This window comes from Streptomyces canus, assembly GCF_030815415.1.
Classification (GTDB): domain Bacteria; phylum Actinomycetota; class Actinomycetes; order Streptomycetales; family Streptomycetaceae; genus Streptomyces; species Streptomyces canus_F.
In genome coordinates, this window is sequence record NZ_JAUSWW010000001.1 from 5582289 (window position 1) to 5601284 (window position 18996).

Here is an 18996-nt window from a genome sequence, read left to right on the forward strand (position 1 = left end):
CCGACCGGAGGTTCAACCGTGAGCGTCAACGTCCGCATCCCCACCATCCTGCGCACCTACACCGGCGGACAGGCCGAGGTCGCCGCCGAGGGCGCGACCCTCGCCGAGGTCATCGCCGACCTCGAGAAGAACCACACCGGTATCGCGGCCCGCGTTCTGGACGACCAGGGCAAGCTGCGCCGCTTCGTCAACGTGTACGTCAACGACGACGACGTCCGCTTCGAGCAGGGCCTGGAAACGGCCACTCCGGACGGGGCCGGAGTCTCGATCATTCCGGCCGTCGCCGGAGGCTGACAGAGCCCCGGTCGTTACCCTCGGTAAGGCCGATTACCAAGAGTTCATCGAATTGCCCCCTCCGTGAGAGAAGCGGAGGGGGCAATTCTCTATGGTTGAGCGCGGTACAGTTGGGGAACCCGCTTCACCCTTCATGCCACCCGCATATGAGTTCTTGCTCCGGATGCGGCGAGAAGTAGCCAAAGTGTGCGGTTCTTTTGTGAACTTTGCTCCTTTTGTGGAGCCCGACTTGCCCACAATTCGGGCGAATTCTCACTACATTCCGGACCCTTCGCGTCCAGAATTCTCGTCCGATTGACCTGTTGCAGACGGCAGTTGGACAGATACATTCAGCCGCGGTCGACGCGTTCCGGCGCACGCCCCCAATCCGTGGGGGGTGAGGTCTGACCCGGATCCGCGAAGTGTGGATCCGTGCAAGGGCCAGTAATAGGGGAGTTAGGCATGGCTCAGGGCACCGTCAAGTGGTTCAACGCGGAGAAGGGGTACGGCTTCATCGCGGTCGACGGTGGTGCGGATGTATTCGTCCACTACAGCGCGATTCAGATGGACGGCTACCGCACCCTCGAGGAAGGTCAGCGGGTCGATTTCGAGATCTCGCAGGGCCAGAAGGGGCCGCAGGCGGACATGGTTCGCCTTGCGACAGGCTGAAGCACGCGCCGGGTAACTGCAGCGTCGTTCTTCGTTCTTTTTCGGAGGGCTCGTACCCCATGGGGAGTCATGGGTACGGGCCCTCCGGCATGTCCCGGACCCCCTCCGGCACCTGCTCGGAGCCCGTGCGGGACCTGCCCGGAACCCGTGCGGGACCTGGACGATCCCGGAGAGGCGCTTGCACTCGCAGGGGTCGAGTGCTAATCATTGGCGTTAGCACTCTGAAGGTGAGAGTGACAAGAAGGACCGGGTCGGTGAGGCCCGCAGGCCAGGTGGGGCAAGGAACCACGAGGTGTGCGAGCCGTCCGTCGCGGGCGCGGGCGCGGTCCGAAGGAATCACCCCCAGTCCTGGAGGGACCACTTCACATGGCCAAGATCATCGCGTTCGACGAGGAGGCGCGGCGCGGCCTCGAGCGCGGCATGAACCAGCTCGCGGACGCCGTCAAGGTGACGCTCGGCCCCAAGGGCCGCAACGTCGTCCTCGAGAAGAAGTGGGGCGCCCCCACGATCACCAACGATGGTGTCTCCATCGCCAAGGAGATCGAGCTCGAGGACCCGTACGAGAAGATCGGCGCCGAGCTGGTCAAGGAAGTCGCGAAGAAGACGGACGACGTAGCCGGCGACGGCACGACGACCGCGACCGTCCTGGCCCAGGCCCTGGTGCGCGAGGGTCTGCGCAACGTGGCCGCCGGTGCCAACCCGATGGCTCTCAAGCGCGGTATCGAGAAGGCCGTCGAGGCCGTTTCCGGTGCTCTGCTCGAGCAGGCGAAGGATGTCGAGACCAAGGAGCAGATCGCTTCGACGGCCTCCATCTCCGCCGCCGACACCCAGATCGGCGAGCTCATCGCCGAGGCGATGGACAAGGTCGGCAAGGAAGGCGTCATCACCGTCGAGGAGTCCCAGACCTTCGGTCTGGAGCTCGAGCTCACCGAGGGTATGCGCTTCGACAAGGGCTACATCTCGGCGTACTTCGCCACCGACATGGAGCGGATGGAGGCGTCGCTCGACGACCCCTACATCCTCATCGCCAACTCCAAGATCGGCTCCGTCAAGGACCTGCTCCCGCTCCTGGAGAAGGTCATGCAGTCGGGCAAGCCGCTGCTGATCATCGCCGAGGACGTCGAGGGCGAGGCCCTGTCGACCCTGGTCGTCAACAAGATCCGCGGCACCTTCAAGTCCGTCGCCGTCAAGGCTCCGGGCTTCGGTGACCGTCGCAAGGCCATGCTCGGCGACATCGCCATCCTCACCGGCGGCGAGGTCATCTCCGAGGAGGTCGGCCTCAAGCTGGAGAACGCGACCCTGGACCTCCTGGGCCGCGCCCGCAAGGTCGTCATCACCAAGGACGAGACCACGATCGTGGACGGCGCCGGCTCCGCCGACCAGGTCCAGGGCCGGGTCAACCAGATCCGCGCCGAGATCGAGAACAGCGACTCGGACTACGACCGCGAGAAGCTCCAGGAGCGCCTGGCCAAGCTCGCCGGTGGCGTCGCCGTCATCAAGGCCGGTGCCGCGACCGAGGTCGAGCTCAAGGAGCGCAAGCACCGCATCGAGGACGCCGTGCGCAACGCCAAGGCGGCCGTCGAGGAGGGCATCGTCGCCGGTGGTGGCGTGGCCCTGCTCCAGGCCTCCGCGGTGTTCGAGAAGCTCGAGCTGACGGGTGACGAGGCGACCGGCGCCAACGCCGTGAAGCTCGCCCTGGAGGCCCCGCTCAAGCAGATCGCCGTCAACGGTGGTCTCGAGGGCGGCGTCGTGGTCGAGAAGGTCCGCAACCTGACCGTGGGCTGGGGCCTCAACGCGGCCACCGGTGAGTACGTCGACATGATCGCCGAGGGCATCATCGACCCGGCGAAGGTCACGCGCTCTGCCCTGCAGAACGCCGCGTCCATCGCCGCGCTCTTCCTCACCACCGAGGCCGTCATCGCCGACAAGCCGGAGAAGGCCGCCGCGCCTGCCGGTGGCGGCATGCCGGGCGGTGACATGGACTTCTGATCGACCTGACGGTTGATCAACGTCCTTACCGTGGGCGGCACTCCCTGCACAGGGGGTGCCGCCCACGGGCTTTTTGCCGAGGTGCGGGCCTTGCCCCGCGTGTCCGGGATCACAGGGCTCGCGGAATGTCTGCGGCGAACGAGGTGGTTGACTCCTACATGCGTATCCCATGCGCATGCACATACCGACCGGTACCGGTGCCGGACGGACCGTCCCCGAGGAGTGCCCCCACGTGACCGCCCCCGCCTCCCGCGCCGCCGAGGTCCTCTCGCGGCCGATCACGATCAACGGCCTGACCGTCCCGAATCGCATCGTCATGGCGCCGATGACCCGCAACTTCTCCCCGGGCGGCATCCCGGGCGCGGACGTGGCGTCGTACTACGCGCGCCGCGCGGCCGCGGGCGTCGGTCTGATCGTCACCGAGGGCACCTACGTCGGCCACGAGTCGGCGGGGGAGAGCACCCGCGTCCCGCGCTTCCACGGCGAGGAGCAGCTCGCCGGCTGGGCGAAGGTCGCCGCGGACGTGCACGCGGCGGGCGGCACCATCGTCCCGCAGCTCTGGCACATCGGCATGACCCGTACGCCGGGCAAGGGCCCCGTCCCGGACGCCCCCGTCGTCGGCCCCTCCGGTCTGCGCCCCGGCGCCGACGAGCCCACCGGCGTGACGATGACCCAGCGCGACCTGGACGACGTCATCGGCGCCTTCGCCGAGGCCGCGGCCGCCGCCGAGCGCATCGGCTTCGACGGTGTGGAGATCCACGGCGCCCACGGCTATCTCGTCGACCAGTTCCTGTGGTCGGGGACCAACCGCCGCAGCGACGCCTACGGCGGTGACCTCGTCGCCCGCACGAAGTTCGCGGCCGAGATCGTGGCGGCCGTACGGGAGACGGTCTCCGCGGAGTTCCCGATCATCTTCCGCTACTCGCAGTGGAAGCAGGAGGCCTACGACGCCCGCCTCGCCGAGACCCCGGAGGAGCTGGAGGCCATCCTGAGCCCGCTCGCCGCCGCCGGTGTCGACGCCTTCCACGCCTCCACCCGCCGCTACTGGCTCCCCGAGTTCGCGGACTCCGACCTCAACCTCGCCGGCTGGACCAAGAAGCTCACCGGCAAGCAGGTCATCACGGTCGGCTCGGTCGGTCTCGACGGCGACTTCATCAAGGGCTTCATGGGCGAGGGCTCCCCGCTCCGCGGCATCGACGACCTCCTCGACCGCCTCGAGCGCGAGGAGTACGACCTCGTCGCCGTCGGCCGCGCGCTGCTCCAGGACCCGGAGTGGGCGGCGAAGGTGCTGGCGGGCCGCACGGACGAGCTGAAGGCCTACGACGCGGTGGCGCTGCGCTCGCTGAGCTGAGTCTGCTGCGGGCCGGTGGGGGTGCACGTCCCTGGGGGCTGCGCCCCCAGACCCCCATCGGCCCGAAGGGCCTCGTCCTCAAACGCCGGACAGGCTGAAACACTCCCTCAACTCGCGCTAGCTTGCGAGAGATGAGGATCCTTCATCTGTCCGACACCCATCTCGAACGCACCGACGCCCCCAACAAGCACGGCGTCAACGCCCACGACTCCCTGCGTCTGATGCTCGCCGAACTCCGGCACGTACAGGGCGTCGACGTGATCGTCGTCACCGGTGACCTCGCCGACGACGGAACGGTGGAGGCGTATACGGCCGTCAGGGAAATGTTCGGGGAGTTCGCGCAAAGGCTCGGCGGGGCGCCTGTCTTCTACACGACCGGCAATCACGACGAGCGCGAGGCCTTCGCCGAGGTGCTGGGCAGCGGGCATCCCGAGCCCGGCCGGGTGCTGGAGTCCCCGGAGGGGGAGCGGGCCGCGGTGAGCGTGGTGGCGGGGTGGCGGTTCGTGACGCTGGACTCGCTGGTGCCGGGGAAAGTGCACGGGCAGCTCGGCGCTGCCCAACTCGACTGGCTGCGGGGCGTGTTGGCGACCCCGTCCCCGAACGGCACGGTCCTCGCCTTCCATCACCCGCCCGTCGCGCTGGACAACCCCCTCCAGCAGCTCTTCGGTCTGCGCAACCCCGCCGACCTGGCGGCGGCGGTCCGCGGCACCGACGTCAAGGTGATCCTCACCGGCCACTTCCACCTCCAGCTCTGCGGCCTCCTGGAGTCCGTCCCGGTGTGGGTCACCCCCGGCGTGGTCAACCGCATCGACCTGACGACCGCGCCGGGGACCGAGCGCGCGGTGCGCGGCGCCTCCGCTTCCCTGATCGTCCTCGGGGGAGCCGCCGGCCCGCTCTTCCACACCTTCCACGCACGCGACCCCCGGGCCCACGAGACGGTCTACGAGCTGGACGAGGGGACGGTCCGGTCCTTCGTGGAGCGCCACGGCTGACCTGCTGCTCTTGGTTAAGTCAAGCAACTGACTTAATGTATTGACCGAAAGTTGCCTAGGTCAATCACCAGCGCATCGCTACGGAGGCCCCGCCTGGCGCCGTCCCCGCCTCGGAGACGGCCGCGGCGAACAGCCTCAACACCCGGTCCTGGCGGTGGGCGCCGGGGCGGCACTGCGTTCGCGGTGGCCTCGTTCATCCCGCGCCAGAAGCCGGCGGGGGAGACGGCGGCGCCGGTGTCCCAGGACGCCTCCGAGGGGGCCGAGGCCGCGGCCAAGTCGTAGACCCGGTGCGCCGGTCGGGCCCGTCACCGTGGAGGTGGCGGGCCCTTCGCCGGTTACAGGTTGCCGAGGGGCTCGATGTCGACTTTGACGGGGGTGCCCCACACCCGCAGCACCTCGTAGTCGGTGAACTCATGGACGAGCCGGTACGCCATGGCGGCCCGGGGGGCGCGCCGCTGGGCGGCGAGATACAGCTCGGCCTCCCTTCGGTCCCGCCTCGGTGTGCCGCACAGCTGCCACTCCTGCCCGTTCCACATCTCGGGCAGCCAGCGCTGCTGCGGCTGCGGGCGGTCCTCGCGCACGCCGTAGCGGGAGGGGGCGGAGGCGGCCTGCGCCGGTGCGGAGGGGCCGTTGATCTGGGAGCGCCGGGCGGTACGGCGGCGGGTCTCGCACAGCAGACACAGGTCAGGCGCGTTCTCGTCGACCGGACCGTTGGGATGTTCGGCGCAGCGGGTGCTGGGAGCGGCGGCGTTGGTGCTGTCGTCCAGCAGGTCCAGGGCCCGCTTGATGTCGGCCTTGACCTCGTACAGCTTGGTGTCCGGGGCGTCGCCGGTCAGGGCCTCGCCATGCTCGCCGAGAAGGCGCAGGGCTCGGCCCAGGGCGGTGAGCTGGGCGTGGTTCATGGTTACCAGTGTGTGCTATCAGTCCGTGTAGTCCTTGAGCTTCTCGGTATCCAGGGTGACGTTCACGGGGGAGGGGATCTCGACGGTGGCGCCCCAGGGATAGGACGGGGACCGGTGGTAGCGGCCGTCCTTCGGTTCGCTGTAGACGGTGATGGTGTTGTTGTCGCGGTCGATGAGGAGATAGACGGGGATGTCGGCTTCGGCATAGCCGATGGGCTCGTCGACGCGGTCGCGTTGGTCGGTATCGCGGTCGTGGGAGGTGATCTCTACGGCCATGAGGGAGCCGTCGGCGTCGGACCACTCGCCGTCTCCCTTGAAGTGGTCCACAGGGACGAGGGTGCCGTCCGTGCGGGCACGGCCTTTGCGGTAGGCCTCGGCCTTGACTCCCGATTCGGGTACGAGGTCCAGATCCGGCCGGTGCTGCATGCACTGGCGCAGCAGCCACATGAAGATCGACCGGTGGTTGCCGTCCGGCATGGCCTTGACTACTACCTTTCCGTTGATGTACTCGAGCCGCACGGTTTCCGGAGCTACGGCGGCCAGCTCCTCGAATTCGTCGACGTCGAGCGGGCCATGCCGGATGCAGAGCCTTCCGCCGAGGAACTCCAGCCGGTTCTTCAGCTCCCTCGGGGCCCTGCGGACGAGTTCGTCGAAGTCCTCGACGGACATCTGCGGGCGTTCAGTGGTGTCAGGGGTCATGGCGTCGCCTCCTTCCTCCCATCGTGTCCCGGGGTGGTGTCGGCGGACCGTAGGAGCGGTCATACGAGTGTCCTCTCTTGTCGCTTCAGGAACATGGCAGCGCGGATCTCCGCCGCGCGGGCGTGGATCACCGGGGCGGGCGGGAGCGCGGTGGGGCGTGCGGAGGCGCGTTCGCCCCGACAACCGCCGCACACGCCGCCCGGCAGCGCCTCCGGATGGCCCAGGACCCCGCACTCCGCGCACTCCAGGATCCGAAGGGCCGGACGTGGAGCGGGCCGTTCCGGTGGGAGTTTGCTGGTCAGGCGGTTGTGGACCAGGGCGGCCGGGCTGTGGACGGGGACGGGAAGACCGATTCCTTGAAAAGAGGGCTCGGGGCTGAGGACTTGAGCTTCGGAAAGCCTTCGGAGCCCTCACATCGCCCAGTAGTCCCTCTCCGGCAACTCCACCCACGCGTCCGGCGGGCCCGTCACGGCCCTGGCGTCTGTCGGGCGCAGTCCCACGTACGCGATCGAGAAGGTGACCGCGCTGTAGTGGTGGACGTACGAGAACAGGGTCTCTTCCGGGGTGTCCTCCTCGTACGGGCCGCCGCCCGGGTGGAGGTCCCAGCCCTCGTTCGTGGCGTCGCGGTAGACGCTGCCCTGGTTGCCGCTCTTGGGGTTGGCATAGAGGCCGTAGCAGACCGTGCCGGGGGAGAGGAGCTTCTCTACGCCCGGGCGGCTCAGGGCGTAGCCCCAGGGCTGGGTGAGGATGCAGCCGCCCGGCACCGTCGTGACGCCGACGAGGTGGAGGATCTCGTCCACGTCGTAGTCGTACGGGTCCTCCAGGATCTCGGCTGTCCGCTCCGGGTCCGCCGGTGTCGCCGACAGACGGCGGATCGCCTCCTCTGCGTCGATTCCGGCCACGCAGGCCAGGCTGTAGCCGTCGTGGTCGAGGGTGCCGAGTGCCTCGTGAAGACGTCGGGCCTCGTCGGCCACCGCCCGTTCCGCCGGGGTCAGTTCGGGGACGCCCTCCGGCAGCGGGCGGAACAGGTCCGGGTCCGGTCCGGCGAGGCTGAGTCTGCCCGGGGACCAGCCGCCGAAGCCGGTCCGCCAGGGGTCGGCGCCGGCGGCGGCCAGGGTGCGGGCGTTGTCCGTACGGTCCGACACCACCGCGTCCCACAACGCCGTCGTGCCGTTCTCCAGCGCGTCGACGTCCGCGACCCGCCGGGCCAGTTCCGCGACGACCTCCGGTGAACCGGACAGCGCCGCTCGGTGCAGGGGACGTGACCCGCCCACCCCCCAACGCTCGGGATCGGCACCCGCGTCGAGACGCCGCCGTACGTCGTCGTAGTCCTGCCAGCCCCGGTAGTCCATGCCGGTCCAGCCGCCACCCCGAGCAGTCACGCCTTCATGCCCTCGATGAAGGCGGTCCAACTCGACGCCCGGAACGCGAGCTTCGGGCCGTGGGGGTTCTTGGAGTCGCGGACGGGGACGGTGGTGGGGTGGCCGTCGGCTACTTCGAGGCAGTCGCCGCCGTCACCGCCGCTGTACGTGGACTTGCGCCAGCGGGCGACTTCCAGGCAGTCGCTGCCACCCTGGCTGTAGCTGGACTTGTGCCAGGCGGCCGTGTTCAGGTCGTAGTCAGGGATGTTCCTCATGGGCGTAATCCTGCGCCAACGCGTCGATCAGGGCCAGGGACTTCTCCTGCGAGAGCGCAGAGGCCACGAGGAGATCGAACATGAACCTCAGTTGGGCGACCGTGGCCGGGTCGTCCTCCAGACGCCCGATGCCGACCCCCTCGAAGTAGACCAGTGGAGGCGCGTCCTCGAGCTCCATCAGCTTCAGGGCGCCCTGCATCGCCGAGTGCGCTCCCGCACTTAGCGGCAGTACCTGCACGATGGCCCGGTTCCGGCGGGCCAGACCCGCGATGTGGCGCAGGGCCTCCTCCATGACCGCCCGGCCGCCGGTCTCCCGGCGCAGCGCCGCCTCGTCAAGTACCACCCACAACACCGGCTTTGTTGGGTTGTCGAGCAGCCGGATCCGCTCCAGTCGGCCGTGCACCCATTTGTCGACGGTTTCCTTCGGTGTCGTCGGGTCGTACGCGCGGATCACGGCCCGTGCATACGCAGGTGTCTGAAGGAGTCCTGGGATCAAGAGCGGCGCGTACTGCCTGATCGCCGTGGCCTGAGCCTCCGCCTCCGCAGCCTCCGCGAAGTGCTCCGGATACTTCGACTTGGCCGCCGCCCCGCAGTTCCGCTGGAAGAAGCCCCCCGTCCCCAGCACCTCATCCAGCAGCCGCGCGTAATCCGGCTGCATCCGCCGCGTCCCCGCCTCCAGCTGCCCGATGAACGACCCGCTCACGAACAGCCGTTGGCCCAGTTCCTCCTGGCTGAGCCCCGCCTTCTCTCTCGAGTGCCGTAACTCCGCACCCAGCAGCGCGCGCGGCGACGACGACGGATCGAGGTCCTTCGGTCCCGACATGTGCGACTCCCTGTCCACCAACGGAGATTGTTGGGGCGTCCCGTATAGCCAGGCTAGAGGCCTGACGGACACGCTGTGTTGCGAATTGCAAACTCAGCGTGCAAGTGGAGGCAAGCGTGCGGTCGACCGAGGAAATCGTGGCGTCCCTGCAGGAGGCGCTCGTGGGCGCCGGGGTCGTGCTGCCGTCCCTGTGTGTGGACCCCGTGACCGCCGCCACCGGCGAACCCTTCGCCCTCGTGGAGCTCGGCCGCTGCAATGTCCGTACGGCGGAACGGCTGGCGTCGGTGCTGCGAGGGGAGGAGCCGGCCGTCGGGACGTACGTGCTCGACGGCCGGGACGGGCGGATCGGCGAGGTCGTGGGACATGTGGGCGGTGTGGTGCGGTTGCGCCCCGTCGGCGGCGGCCGGGAGTGGGACTGTCCGCCGGGGTCGGTGGGGTCCGCGCCGCAGGAGGAGGTGCTGCGGGCGCGGGTGCGCGGGATCAACAGGCAGGGCCGGCTGCCCTGTTGACTGGGCCCATGCAGATCCTCACCCCTCGGGTCCTCGAAGCCCTGGAACGCTTCAACTCCGCCCACCCCTGGGACCACAACGCCCACTACCACCCTTGGCTCCTACGGCGGCTGCCCCGACGTTTCGATCGCGCCCTGGATGTCGGGTGCGGGAGCGGTGACCTGGCCCGGTTGCTCGCATCGCGCGCGAGGGAGGTGCACGGGATCGACTCGGACCGGGAGATCGTGCAGCGGGCACGGGAGTCGACCCCGCCGAGAGCCCCCGTCACCTTCGCCGTCACCGACGCGTCCGACCGGCTGCCCCCAGGTCCGTACGACGTCATCACCTGTGCCGCCGTACTCCACCACCTCCCCCTCAGTGAGACCCTCGCCGCCTTCCGGCAGCGGCTCGCCGCCGGCGGCACCCTGGTCGTGATCGGGCTCGCCCGTGAAGAGACCCTCGTCGAGCGTCTGCTCGGCTCTGTGTCCATTCCTCTCAACGCCGCCACGGGCTGGGTCAAGAACAGGGGCCGTACGGCGTCCCGGCCGGTTTCCATGACCGCCGTCACCCGGGTTCCGGGAGCTACGTTCGCCGAGATCGTTCGCGAAGCCCGCCGCATCCTTCCCGGCGCCCGGATCCGGCGGCGGCTCTTCTGGCGGTACACACTCGTCTGGCGTGCATGAGGACTCGGGGTGCGGGCGCAACGGGTGAGTCTGTTCCACTGGCGGGCCGTAAAAGCGCAGGTGGCTGTAGGCCTGGGTGAAGCAGATCCACCAATTGTCATCCCAGGCGGAGGCGCGTCACGCAGTGGGCGACGGAGGTGATGTTCCCGGGGCCGCCACGAGGGGGAGGATCGCCGCGGCGGTGTCGCAGGAGGTGTTCACGCACCGAGCGTGCTGGTCAGCCGCCCGCCGCCGCCAGCGCGGCGCGCAGATGGCCGCCGGACTCCTCCAGAAGGCGGCCGGCCGTGGGGCCGTCCACGCCGGTGAGGAGCGTCAGGACGGCGTTCTTCACCTCGCCGCCGGTGGCCGCCAGGGCCCGCTCGATCTCCTCGTCCGTCGCGCCGGTGGCCAGGGCGACGATCCGGTGGGAGCGGGCGCGCAGTTTCTCGTTGGAGGCGCGTACGTCGACCATGAGGTTCCCGTACGTCTTGCCCAGGCGGATCATCGTGATCGTCGAGAGCATGTTGAGGACCAGCTTCTGGGCGGTGCCGGCCTTGAGACGGGTGGAGCCGGTGAGCAGCTCCGGTCCCACGACGATCTCGATGCCGTGGTCGGCGGCGGCCGCCAGCGCGCTGTGCGCGTTGCAGGACAGGCCGACCGTCAACGCGCCCCGGGCGCGCGCGTGTTCCACGGCGCCGACCGCGTACGGGGTGCGGCCGGAGGCCGAGACTCCGACCACCGTGTCGGAGGCCCGCAGCTCCAGTGCGTCGAGGTCCGCCCGCGCCAGCTCCCTGGAGTCCTCGGCGCCCTCGACCGAGGTGACCATGGCCTCGGGGCCGCCCGCGATGAGGCCGACGACCTGCGCGGGGTCGGTGTTGAAGGTGGGCGGGCACTCGGAGGCGTCCAGCACACCGAGGCGCCCCGCGGTACCGGCACCGGCGTAGACGAGACGGCCGCCGCGGCTCATCCGGGCGGCGATGTCCTCGATGGCGGCGGCGATGGCGGGCAGTCCCGCGGCGACGGCGGCGGCCACGGTGGCGTCCTCCGCGTTCATCAGCCGCGCGATGTCGAGGGTGGGGAGCCGGTCGATCTCGGCCAGCTCGGGGCGGAAGGCCTCGGTGGTCAGGGTCTCCAACTCGGCGCGGACGGCCCGGGGGCGGGAGGTGGAAGTCATGGGGGGTGGCTCTTTCAGGTGGCGATCCGATGGCGTGCCTACGGCTTATGGCTTACCGCGGTGTCGATGTGCCAATGCCTCGTACGACGCGGCGAGCGCGGGAGCCGCGGTCTCGTAGGTCCTCTGCGCCACCCCCACGAACAGACAGTCCACCACCAGCAGCTGGCTGGTCCGTGACGACATGGCCGCGGGCCGCAGTTCACTCTCGCGCGCCGTCGACGTCGTCAGTACGTGGTCGGCGTACTGCGTGACCGGGCTGTTCGGCCGGCCCGTGATCGCCACCGTCGTCGCCCCGTGCTCGAAGGCGGCCCGCAGTGGCTCGATGACATCGCCCGTGGCGCCCGAGTGCGTGATCGCGATCGCCACGTCGCCCGCCCGCAACTGCACCGCGTTGGTCACGGCGAGGTGGGGGTCGTTGTGGGCGTGGGCTATGAGGCCTATGCGCAGCAGTTTCTGGGTGAGGTCCTGGGCGACGAGACCGGAGGCGCCGACGCCGTACACGTCGATGCGGCGGGCGGTCGCGGCCGCCGTCACCGCCGCGGCCAGCTGGACCGTGTCGAGACCGGCCGCGGTGTCCGCGAGGGTCTGCTGCTCGTCGTAGGCGAGTTTGGCGACGACGTCCGCGAGGGGATCGTCCACCGCGATGTCCGTCGTGATCGCGGGCGCGCGCCCCGACTGCTGCTGGGCGGCGAGGCCGGCGAGGGCGAGGCGCAGGTCGCGGTAGCCCGGGTAGCCGAGAATGCGGGCGGTGCGCACGACCGTCGCCTCGCTGGTGCCGGTGAGTTCGGCGAGGCCGGTGACCGTGAGGGCCGCGCAGCCCGCGGGGTCGCCGGCGACCGCCTCGGCGACGCGCTGCATGGAGCGGGTCATGGAAGGGGCGAGGGTGCGCACCTTGGCGGCGAGCGCGGCGGGGGCCGGCGGTGCGCCTCCCGAACCGCTCCCGAAAATTTCCTTCACTTCCTGGGTCACCCATGAAAGATATTTTCGGCTCGGTGTTGCGGTCAAGAGTGCGCACAATGGGTGCATGGATCCCTCCGGCCACCCCATCAGCCCCCTGGAGCAGGCGTTGCACGCGGCACGCGCCCTCGTGCTCGCCGATCTGGTCGCGGGCGAGGTCGCCGAGGCGGACGTCGTGTCGCTGGTCGAGGACTCCGTCGTACAGCGGCGCTGGTGGGTGGAGCAGTGGCCGGACGGGGTGGAGTTCGTGGCCGGGCTGATCGCGCAGGACGTCCAGGACGCGCTGCTGGAGCGGTACGGACGGTGGCCGCTGTGCCCGGTGTGCGAGGCGGGCGATCCGCATGCCCTCGACGTCGAGCCGGAACTGGGGCCCGATCCGCACTGGGTGTGTCACCAGGCGGGGGTGAAGGTCGCCGCGGTGGGCTCGCTGCGTCCCGCGACGGGCGGGGCGGCGTCCTCGTGACCGTCTACATCGACCCGCCCGACTGGCCCGGGCACGGCCGCATGTGGTCGCACCTCGTGAGCGATGTGTCCTACGACGAACTGCACACGTTCGCCGACGGGTTGGGCGTTCCGCGGCGGGCCTTCGAGCGGGACCACTACGACATCCCCTCGCACCGGTACGCCGACGTCGTGGCAGCCGGGGCCGTGGAGGTCAGCAGCCGTGAGGTGGTACGGCTGCTGACGGCGTCGGGTCTGCGCAGGCCCAAGGGGCGGGCACCGCAGTCCGGTTCGTGACCGGGACTCAGCGGCCCAGTTCGTAGGCGAGGACCTCCGCGTCCTCGCTCGCCCTGGTGAACCCCGCGCGGGAGACCACCCCTTGGGAGGGCACGTTGGCCCGCTCGACCGTCGCGAAAAGGGTGTTCACGTCGTCCCGCGCCAGCGACCACCGCGCCAGCTCGCGCAGCGCCTCCGTCGCATACCCCCTGCCGCGGGCCCCCTCCACGAGGTCGTAGCCGATCTCCACTCGGCCCTCCTCGTCGGGCGCGCCGTGGAAGCCCATGCCGCCGATCGCGAGGTCGTCCTCCCGGCGCACGAGGACGAACAGGCCGAACTCCGGCCGGTGCACGCCCGCTTCATACGCCTTCAGTACCATCCCGGCCGCCTCCCGCGTCCCCTGGAACGGCCCGCCCACGACCCAGTCGAACCCGCCGGAACCCCCCGCGGCCAGGTCGGCGGCGGCGGCCGGCGAGACGCCCTCCAGGGTGAGCCGGTCCGTGTCGAGGACGAGGTTGTTGTTCCAGCGCCACGCGGTGACCGGGGCACGCCCGGGCAGGTCCCCGCGACCGGTGGCCCACAGCAGGGTGCGCCAGTGGTCGGGGCCGGGCTGGACGTGCGGGAAGATCCGCGTCAGGACGTACTCGGGGAGATGCGCGGGCGGCTCGTACGCCAGTCCCAGGCCCTCCGCGATGTCGTGCGCGTGCAGCAGCGCCTCGGCGATGCCCATCGCGGCGAAGCCCTCGCGCCCCGCGCTGCGGAAGGGGTAGGGGTGGAAGGCGCGGACCTCGCGCGGGGTGGTGCGCAGGGTGGTCGCGAAGAGCGCGCCGGTCGTCTCGATGACCTGGATGACGCCGGCGTTGTCGGTGCCCTCTTCGAGGGTGATCTCGAAGGGCACGTAGGCGTCCTTCGCCCGGCCCGCCAACTGCCCCGCGTACGCGATGAGATCCTCCGCGATGTGTGTCGCCGTCGTCCGGCAGCTCCACTCCACCCGGCCGGCCGGCACCCCCTCCCAGTCCCGGTCCACCGCCGTCCGCAGCAGCGCCACGGCGCTCTCGACGGCCTCGGTCACGCGTTCCCCACCCATGTCGGTCATGCGGGCAGGCTAAGCGGCCGGACCCGTCAGGGCGACAGCATTTCCAGCTCCGCGGCGAGGTTGTAGCGGGCCGTGGCCTCCCACTCCGCCTGTCCGTACGGCGTCCTGAACAGCCGCGGCAGCTCCAGGAGTTGCCGCAGCACCGCGGCCCGGCCCGCGCGGAAGGCGTCGCTCGGCACGAAGCCGTACTCCTCACGTACGGCGGCCGTGTAGGCGGCGTAGGTCCTCGGCGGTGCCGCCAGGATCGCGAGGTCCGCGTCGCACAGCACCTGGCCGTCGCGGTCGCCGTCGGCCGGGTCGTGGGTGACGGTGAGACGGACGAGCCGGGCGACCTCGGCGGTCCGCGTCGGCGGCAAACCGGCCTCGGACAGGGCGCGTTCGGCGATCCGGGCCGACCGCTCCTCGTTCTCCGAGCGCTCGGGCAGATACACCGCGTCGTGGAACCAGGCCGCGAGCCGGACCACGTCCGGGTCCTCGGCGTACTTCTCCAGTACGTCGATGTGGTCGAGGACCGCGGTGAGGTGCGCGAGCGTGTGGTACCGCCGCTGCGGCTCCTGCCAGCGGGCGAGGAGGTCGTCGGCGTACGGGGCGGGGTCGGGTCCGGTGGATCCGGCGCCCCTGGCTGTTTCCAGGGCGTGGACGAAACGGGTGCGCAGGGCGTCGAGATCGGCCATGGGTCCATTCTCTCCCGCCCGTCCCCTGCGCGGCCGGGACGTCGGCGTCTAGCGTGTGGGGTCATGACTTCTGCTGACGTACGCGACCCCGAACTGCCCGGACTCCTCCTCACCACCGAGCGCGACGCGCTGATCCCGCTGCTGCGGTCCCGGCCCGACAAGGACTTCGCCCTGCCGACCGCCGGGTGTCCGGGCTGGACCGTGCGGGACGTGCTCGCGCACTGTTCGTCCGCGCTGATGCGGGTGGTGGAGAGCCGGTTCGAGAAGGGCGTGTTCTCGCCCGAGTGCAACGACCGGGACATCGCCGAGCGCGCCGACTGGACCAACGCGCGGGTCGTCGACGAGCTGGAGCGCGGCATGACCGAGGCGGGCCCGGCGATCGCGAAGGCGGGCGGGGTGCTGGACCTGGTCGCCGTGGGCGAGTGGGTGCACGGCGGGGACGTACGGGACGTCCTCGGGGAGCTGGGCGCGTACGCCGGCCCCGGGCTGCCGCACGCCCTCACGCTGCTCACCCGGATCACCCGGGAGCAGGGGCGGCTGCCGCTGCACGCCGACCTCGACGACGTGGACGAGCCGCTCACGCTGGGAGCGGTGTCGGGGGAGCGGACGCCGGCGCGGTTCATCGGGGACGCGGCCACGCTCGTACGGCTGTACGCGGGGCGGCCGGTGGCGGGGAGGACGTTCGAGCTGGCCGGGGCGGAGGCGGCGGAGCTGAACATCTTCGGCTGAGTTCTCCCCCGGGCGGGGCCGATCTTGTCGCGGGCGCGGCGGCCGCGGGCGTAGTCTGAGATTGGACTAGACCTGTAGCCGCCGTTTTTTCCTGCCCTGCCACCGCCGACGAATGGGGTCCCATGAGCAAGCGTGCAGTCCTGGAGGTGATCGCCCTCGACGTCGAGGACGCCGTCGCCGCCCAGGCCGGAGGCGCGGACCGCCTTGAGCTGGTCACCGACATGGCGGCCGACGGGCTGACCCCGCCGGCCGGGACGTTCGCCGGGATCCGCGGGGCTGTCGACATCGCGCTGCGGGTGATGCTGCGGCTCGCGGACGGCTTCGACGCGGGGGACGTCTCCCGGGTGGTCCGGGCCGCGCGCGAGCTGCGGGAGGCCGGGGCGCAGGAGTTCGTCCTCGGCTTCCTCGACGCCGACGGCGGTGTGGACCTGGGGGCCGTGGAGCGCGTGGTCGCCGAGCTGGGCGGGTGCCGCTGGACCTTCCACCGCGCCATCGACCACGCCACCGACCGGGACGCCCTGCGCAAACAGCTGGCGGATCTCCCCGGCCTGGACACCTACCTCACGGCCGGGTCCGCGTCCGGCGTGGACACCGGACTCCCCACGCTGCTCGCCGAGGCGCAGCGCCGCGGGGAGCCCGGATACGAGCAGCGACTCCTGGTCGGCGGCGGCCTGACCCTCCACCACGTACCGACCCTCCGCACCGCCGGCATCGACGCCTTCCACATCGGCGGAGCGGCAAGACCGGACGGCTGGCAGCACCCGGTGTCGACGGAGGCGGTGGCGGAGTGGCGCCGGGCGGTGGACGGCGAGGCCGGCCAGGACCGCCTCTGAGCGGGCACCGACGCGAACTGTTGAACGAACGCTGCCGACACCCGCCTAGGGGCGCGGGGAACTGCGCGACAAGCCCCCACGCACCCGCACCCGGCGACGCACCCCGAGCGGCACCCGGTACCCCGTGATCACCCCGCGAGCTCCCGCGGCAGCGGCCCCGCATGGGTCACGATCAGCCCCGACACCGCTCGCGTGAGCCCGACGTACAGGCGTCGCAGACCCGTGCGCTCGTCCGGCTCGCCGTCGACCACCGCCTGCGGCTCGTCCAGGACCACGTAGTCGTACTCCAGACCCTTGGCGAGGGAGGCGGGGACCAGGGTGAGGCGGGTCTCCTCGGTCGTCTCCTCGCCCGGCGCCAGATATCCGATGCCCGCCGCCGCCAGCGCCTCCGCCAGCACCGGGATCCGGGCATCCGCCGCGATCAGACCGGTCGAGCCCTCGTTGGCCAGCAACTCCTCGCAGGCGGCGACGACCTCGCAGGCGGCGACGACTTCCGCCGTGCCCCCGATCTCACGCACCTCGAAGAACCCCGGGTTCTCACGCACCGACGCCACCGGAGTCAGCCCCGGCGCGATGTGCGGGAGCAGCCGGGAGGCGTACGTGATGACGTCCGTCGGCACCCGGAAACCGGCCGTCAGCTCCTCGATGACCCCGTCCGCCTTCCCCAGATGCGCGAGCGCCTCGTCCCAACTCCGGGTCGCCCAGGGCGTGGTGCCCTGCGCGAGATCGCCGAGGACCGTCGCGGAGCCGGTGGTGCAGCGGCGGCCGACCGCCCGGTACTGCATCGGGGAGAGGTCCTGTGCCTCGTCCAGCACCACATGGCCGAGCGAGTGCGTGCGCTCGACGACGTCCGTCGCCTCGTCGATCAGCACCGCGTCGGCGGCCGACCACTTGGCCGACTTCACGGACCGGGCGGCCCTTTTACCAGATCCAGGCAGTGCCGCGAGGATCGTCTTCTGCTCGTCCTCGTCGAGGACCCCGTCCGCGTGTACGGCGAGGAAGTCCGCGTCCGTCAGCAGCCGCAGCACCAGCCTGGCCGGGTCGACGGGCGGCCAGATCTCCTTCACGGCCGCCTTCACCGCGCTGTTGCGGGCCACCGCGTCCTGCACCCGGTCGTCCGGGGCCTCCCCGGAACGCTCCATCTGCACCAGCACGGCGTGCGCGATGCGCTGCGGGAGGGCGTCGCGGGCGGCGCCGTAGCGGATGTCGCGGTCCAGCAGCTCACGGACGATGTCCTCGAGTTCGTACGCCGGGACCCGCCACCGCCGCGACCCGCGCACGACGACGACCGGCTCGGTGGGCAGGGTGACGTGCGAGTACACGGCCCGCCGGAGCACTTCCGCCATCCGGGCGTCGCCCTTGATGACCGCCGCGGCCGCCTCGTCGGTGCCCCGCACCTCGACCTTTCCGGCGACCAGGTCGTCGACGGTGGCCTGCTTGACCGCCAGCTCGCCGAGCGCCGGCAGGACCTGCTCGATGTAGTGCAGGAAGGACCGGTTCGGCCCGATGACGAGGGTGCCGGTACGGGCCAGCCGCTCGCGATGGGCGTAGAGGAGATAGGCGACCCGGTGCAGTCCGACGGCGGTCTTCCCGGTCCCCGGACCCCCCTGCACGCACACGGTCCCGCCGAGCCCGGACCGCACGATCTCGTCCTGCTCGGGCTGGATCGTGGCGACGATGTCGCGCATCGGGCCGACGCGGGGCCGCTCGATCTCCTGCTGGAGGAGCTTGCTGGTGGTGGCGGCCCCCGACGGCTCCGTGGGGTCGGAGAGGTGCTCGTCCTCGTACGCGGTGATGTCGCCGCGGGTGTACCCGAAGCGGCGGCGCAGCGCGATGTCCATCGGGTCCTTCTTGGACGCCCGGTAGAACGGCTGCGAGACCGGCGCCCGCCAGTCGATCACCATGGGGTCGCCGCCCTGGTCGTGCACATGGCGGCGCCCGATGTAGAAGCGCTCGCCCTCCGCGCCCTCGGCCAGATCGACACCGGGCGCGTGCAGATAGTCGAGGCGGCCGAAGAACAGGGGGGTGTCACTGAGATCGGCCAGCGCCTTGATGCGCTCCCCGATCTGGCGCTCCAGGATCTGGGCGTTGACCCAGTTCGCGGTCACGTCGCTGATGTCGAGGGACTCGGCGTCCTCACGCATGGCGCGCAGGGCGGCTCGGGACTGGGCGAGGTGGGAGCGTTCGCGGCCGAGGGGGTCGTCGACGGGCGTGGACAAGGGGGTGCCTCCGAAGGTGCTGCGGGCTGAGATGCTGCGGCATGCCGACCGGTTTCCGTCCGGTCGGCGGCACTCCGGGTGGGAGGCGGGCAAGAGCGGGGATTCTAGAGGGA

The 18996-nt window shown here is 70.8% G+C and carries 21 protein-coding genes and 1 pseudogene; 11 read left to right on the plus strand and 11 right to left on the minus strand.

Annotated features, from left to right (window positions below; translation table 11 throughout):
* The first annotated feature begins 18 nt into the window (after positions 1-18).
* The 5 genes from QF037_RS25985 to QF037_RS26005 all read left to right on the plus strand — a co-directional run bounded on the left by QF037_RS25985 (position 19) and on the right by QF037_RS26005 (position 5274).
* A complete protein-coding gene (locus QF037_RS25985; RefSeq protein ID WP_119103018.1) occupies positions 19-294 on the plus strand; it encodes a MoaD/ThiS family protein in 276 nt (91 codons plus the stop codon).
* Positions 295-735: 441 nt separating this feature from the next.
* Positions 736-942 carry a cold-shock protein gene (locus QF037_RS25990; protein WP_007493268.1) on the plus strand — a complete coding sequence of 69 codons (207 nt, stop codon included), beginning with the start codon at positions 736-738 and terminating at the stop codon, positions 940-942.
* Between the two features lie 366 nt (positions 943-1308).
* Positions 1309-2931, plus strand: coding sequence for a chaperonin GroEL (groL, locus tag QF037_RS25995; RefSeq protein ID WP_307029108.1), 1623 nt, complete (start codon positions 1309-1311; stop codon positions 2929-2931).
* A gap of 175 nt (positions 2932-3106) precedes the next feature.
* Complete coding sequence (locus QF037_RS26000) at positions 3107-4282, plus strand: NADH:flavin oxidoreductase (protein WP_307029110.1); 1176 nt, start codon at positions 3107-3109, stop codon at positions 4280-4282.
* A gap of 131 nt (positions 4283-4413) precedes the next feature.
* A complete protein-coding gene (locus QF037_RS26005) occupies positions 4414-5274 on the plus strand; it encodes a metallophosphoesterase (protein WP_307029112.1) in 861 nt (286 codons plus the stop codon).
* Positions 5275-5609: 335 nt separating this feature from the next.
* On the opposite strand, the gene QF037_RS26010 is transcribed toward QF037_RS26005, so the two are convergent.
* The 5 genes from QF037_RS26010 to QF037_RS26030 form a co-directional block, all read right to left on the minus strand.
* Positions 5610-6176 carry a hypothetical protein gene (locus tag QF037_RS26010; protein WP_307029114.1) on the minus strand — a complete coding sequence of 189 codons (567 nt, stop codon included), beginning with the start codon at positions 6174-6176 and terminating at the stop codon, positions 5610-5612.
* 18 nt (positions 6177-6194) lie between these two features.
* On the minus strand, positions 6195-6875 hold the full coding sequence (locus tag QF037_RS26015; RefSeq protein ID WP_307029117.1) for a Uma2 family endonuclease: 681 nt from the start codon (positions 6873-6875) through the stop codon (positions 6195-6197).
* 410 nt (positions 6876-7285) lie between these two features.
* On the minus strand, positions 7286-8257 hold the full coding sequence (locus QF037_RS26020; protein ID WP_307029119.1) for an ankyrin repeat domain-containing protein: 972 nt from the start codon (positions 8255-8257) through the stop codon (positions 7286-7288).
* Positions 8254-8511 carry a DUF397 domain-containing protein gene (locus tag QF037_RS26025; RefSeq protein WP_307029121.1) on the minus strand — a complete coding sequence of 86 codons (258 nt, stop codon included), beginning with the start codon at positions 8509-8511 and terminating at the stop codon, positions 8254-8256. Before QF037_RS26025 ends, QF037_RS26020 begins: the two co-directional genes overlap by 4 nt.
* A complete protein-coding gene (locus tag QF037_RS26030) occupies positions 8495-9334 on the minus strand; it encodes a helix-turn-helix domain-containing protein (RefSeq protein WP_307029122.1) in 840 nt (279 codons plus the stop codon). Before QF037_RS26030 ends, QF037_RS26025 begins: the two co-directional genes overlap by 17 nt.
* Positions 9335-9450: 116 nt before the next feature.
* On the opposite strand from QF037_RS26030, the gene QF037_RS26035 reads away from it, so the two are divergent.
* Positions 9451-9843: a hypothetical protein gene (locus QF037_RS26035; RefSeq protein WP_307029124.1), complete on the plus strand. Its 393-nt coding sequence runs from the start codon at positions 9451-9453 to the stop codon at positions 9841-9843.
* Positions 9844-9851: 8 nt separating this feature from the next.
* Complete coding sequence (locus tag QF037_RS26040; protein WP_307029126.1) at positions 9852-10505, plus strand: class I SAM-dependent methyltransferase; 654 nt, start codon at positions 9852-9854, stop codon at positions 10503-10505.
* Positions 10506-10605: 100 nt separating this feature from the next.
* Here the strand turns inward: QF037_RS26040 and QF037_RS26045 are convergent.
* The 3 genes and pseudogenes from QF037_RS26045 to QF037_RS26055 form a co-directional block, all read right to left on the minus strand.
* Positions 10606-10706 (minus strand): annotated as a pseudogene (locus QF037_RS26045) (PTS transporter subunit EIIB); the annotation flags it as partial.
* Positions 10707-10722: 16 nt separating this feature from the next.
* A complete protein-coding gene (gene murQ / locus QF037_RS26050; protein WP_307029130.1) occupies positions 10723-11658 on the minus strand; it encodes an N-acetylmuramic acid 6-phosphate etherase in 936 nt (311 codons plus the stop codon).
* 45 nt (positions 11659-11703) lie between these two features.
* Entirely contained in the window at positions 11704-12627 is a 924-nt protein-coding gene (locus QF037_RS26055; protein ID WP_307029132.1) for a MurR/RpiR family transcriptional regulator, read from the minus strand.
* 55 nt (positions 12628-12682) lie between these two features.
* On the opposite strand from QF037_RS26055, the gene QF037_RS26060 reads away from it, so the two are divergent.
* Positions 12683-13078, plus strand: coding sequence for a hypothetical protein (locus QF037_RS26060; RefSeq protein ID WP_307029134.1), 396 nt, complete (start codon positions 12683-12685; stop codon positions 13076-13078).
* Positions 13075-13353, plus strand: a complete 279-nt coding sequence (locus QF037_RS26065) for a DUF4031 domain-containing protein (protein ID WP_307029135.1) — start codon at positions 13075-13077, stop codon at positions 13351-13353. The genes QF037_RS26060 and QF037_RS26065 overlap by 4 nt, the downstream gene beginning before the upstream one ends.
* A gap of 7 nt (positions 13354-13360) precedes the next feature.
* Here QF037_RS26065 and QF037_RS26070 read toward each other — a convergent pair whose 3' ends face one another.
* A complete protein-coding gene (locus QF037_RS26070) occupies positions 13361-14428 on the minus strand; it encodes a GNAT family N-acetyltransferase (RefSeq protein ID WP_307029137.1) in 1068 nt (355 codons plus the stop codon).
* Positions 14429-14454: 26 nt separating this feature from the next.
* A complete protein-coding gene (locus QF037_RS26075) occupies positions 14455-15102 on the minus strand; it encodes an HD domain-containing protein (protein ID WP_307029139.1) in 648 nt (215 codons plus the stop codon).
* Between the two features lie 63 nt (positions 15103-15165).
* Here QF037_RS26075 and QF037_RS26080 point away from each other — a divergent pair, with 63 nt between their 5' ends.
* Together QF037_RS26080 and QF037_RS26085 are read left to right on the plus strand one after the other, a co-directional pair.
* Positions 15166-15831 (plus strand): maleylpyruvate isomerase family mycothiol-dependent enzyme, encoded by a 666-nt coding sequence (locus QF037_RS26080; RefSeq protein WP_307029142.1) that lies wholly within the window; start codon positions 15166-15168, stop codon positions 15829-15831.
* Positions 15832-15953: 122 nt separating this feature from the next.
* Positions 15954-16664: a copper homeostasis protein CutC gene (locus tag QF037_RS26085; protein ID WP_307029145.1), complete on the plus strand. Its 711-nt coding sequence runs from the start codon at positions 15954-15956 to the stop codon at positions 16662-16664.
* Positions 16665-16792: 128 nt separating this feature from the next.
* Here the strand turns inward: QF037_RS26085 and QF037_RS26090 are convergent, their stop codons facing one another.
* Positions 16793-18883 (minus strand): HelD family protein, encoded by a 2091-nt coding sequence (locus tag QF037_RS26090; protein WP_307029147.1) that lies wholly within the window; start codon positions 18881-18883, stop codon positions 16793-16795.
* Between the last annotated feature and the right edge of the window lie 113 nt (positions 18884-18996).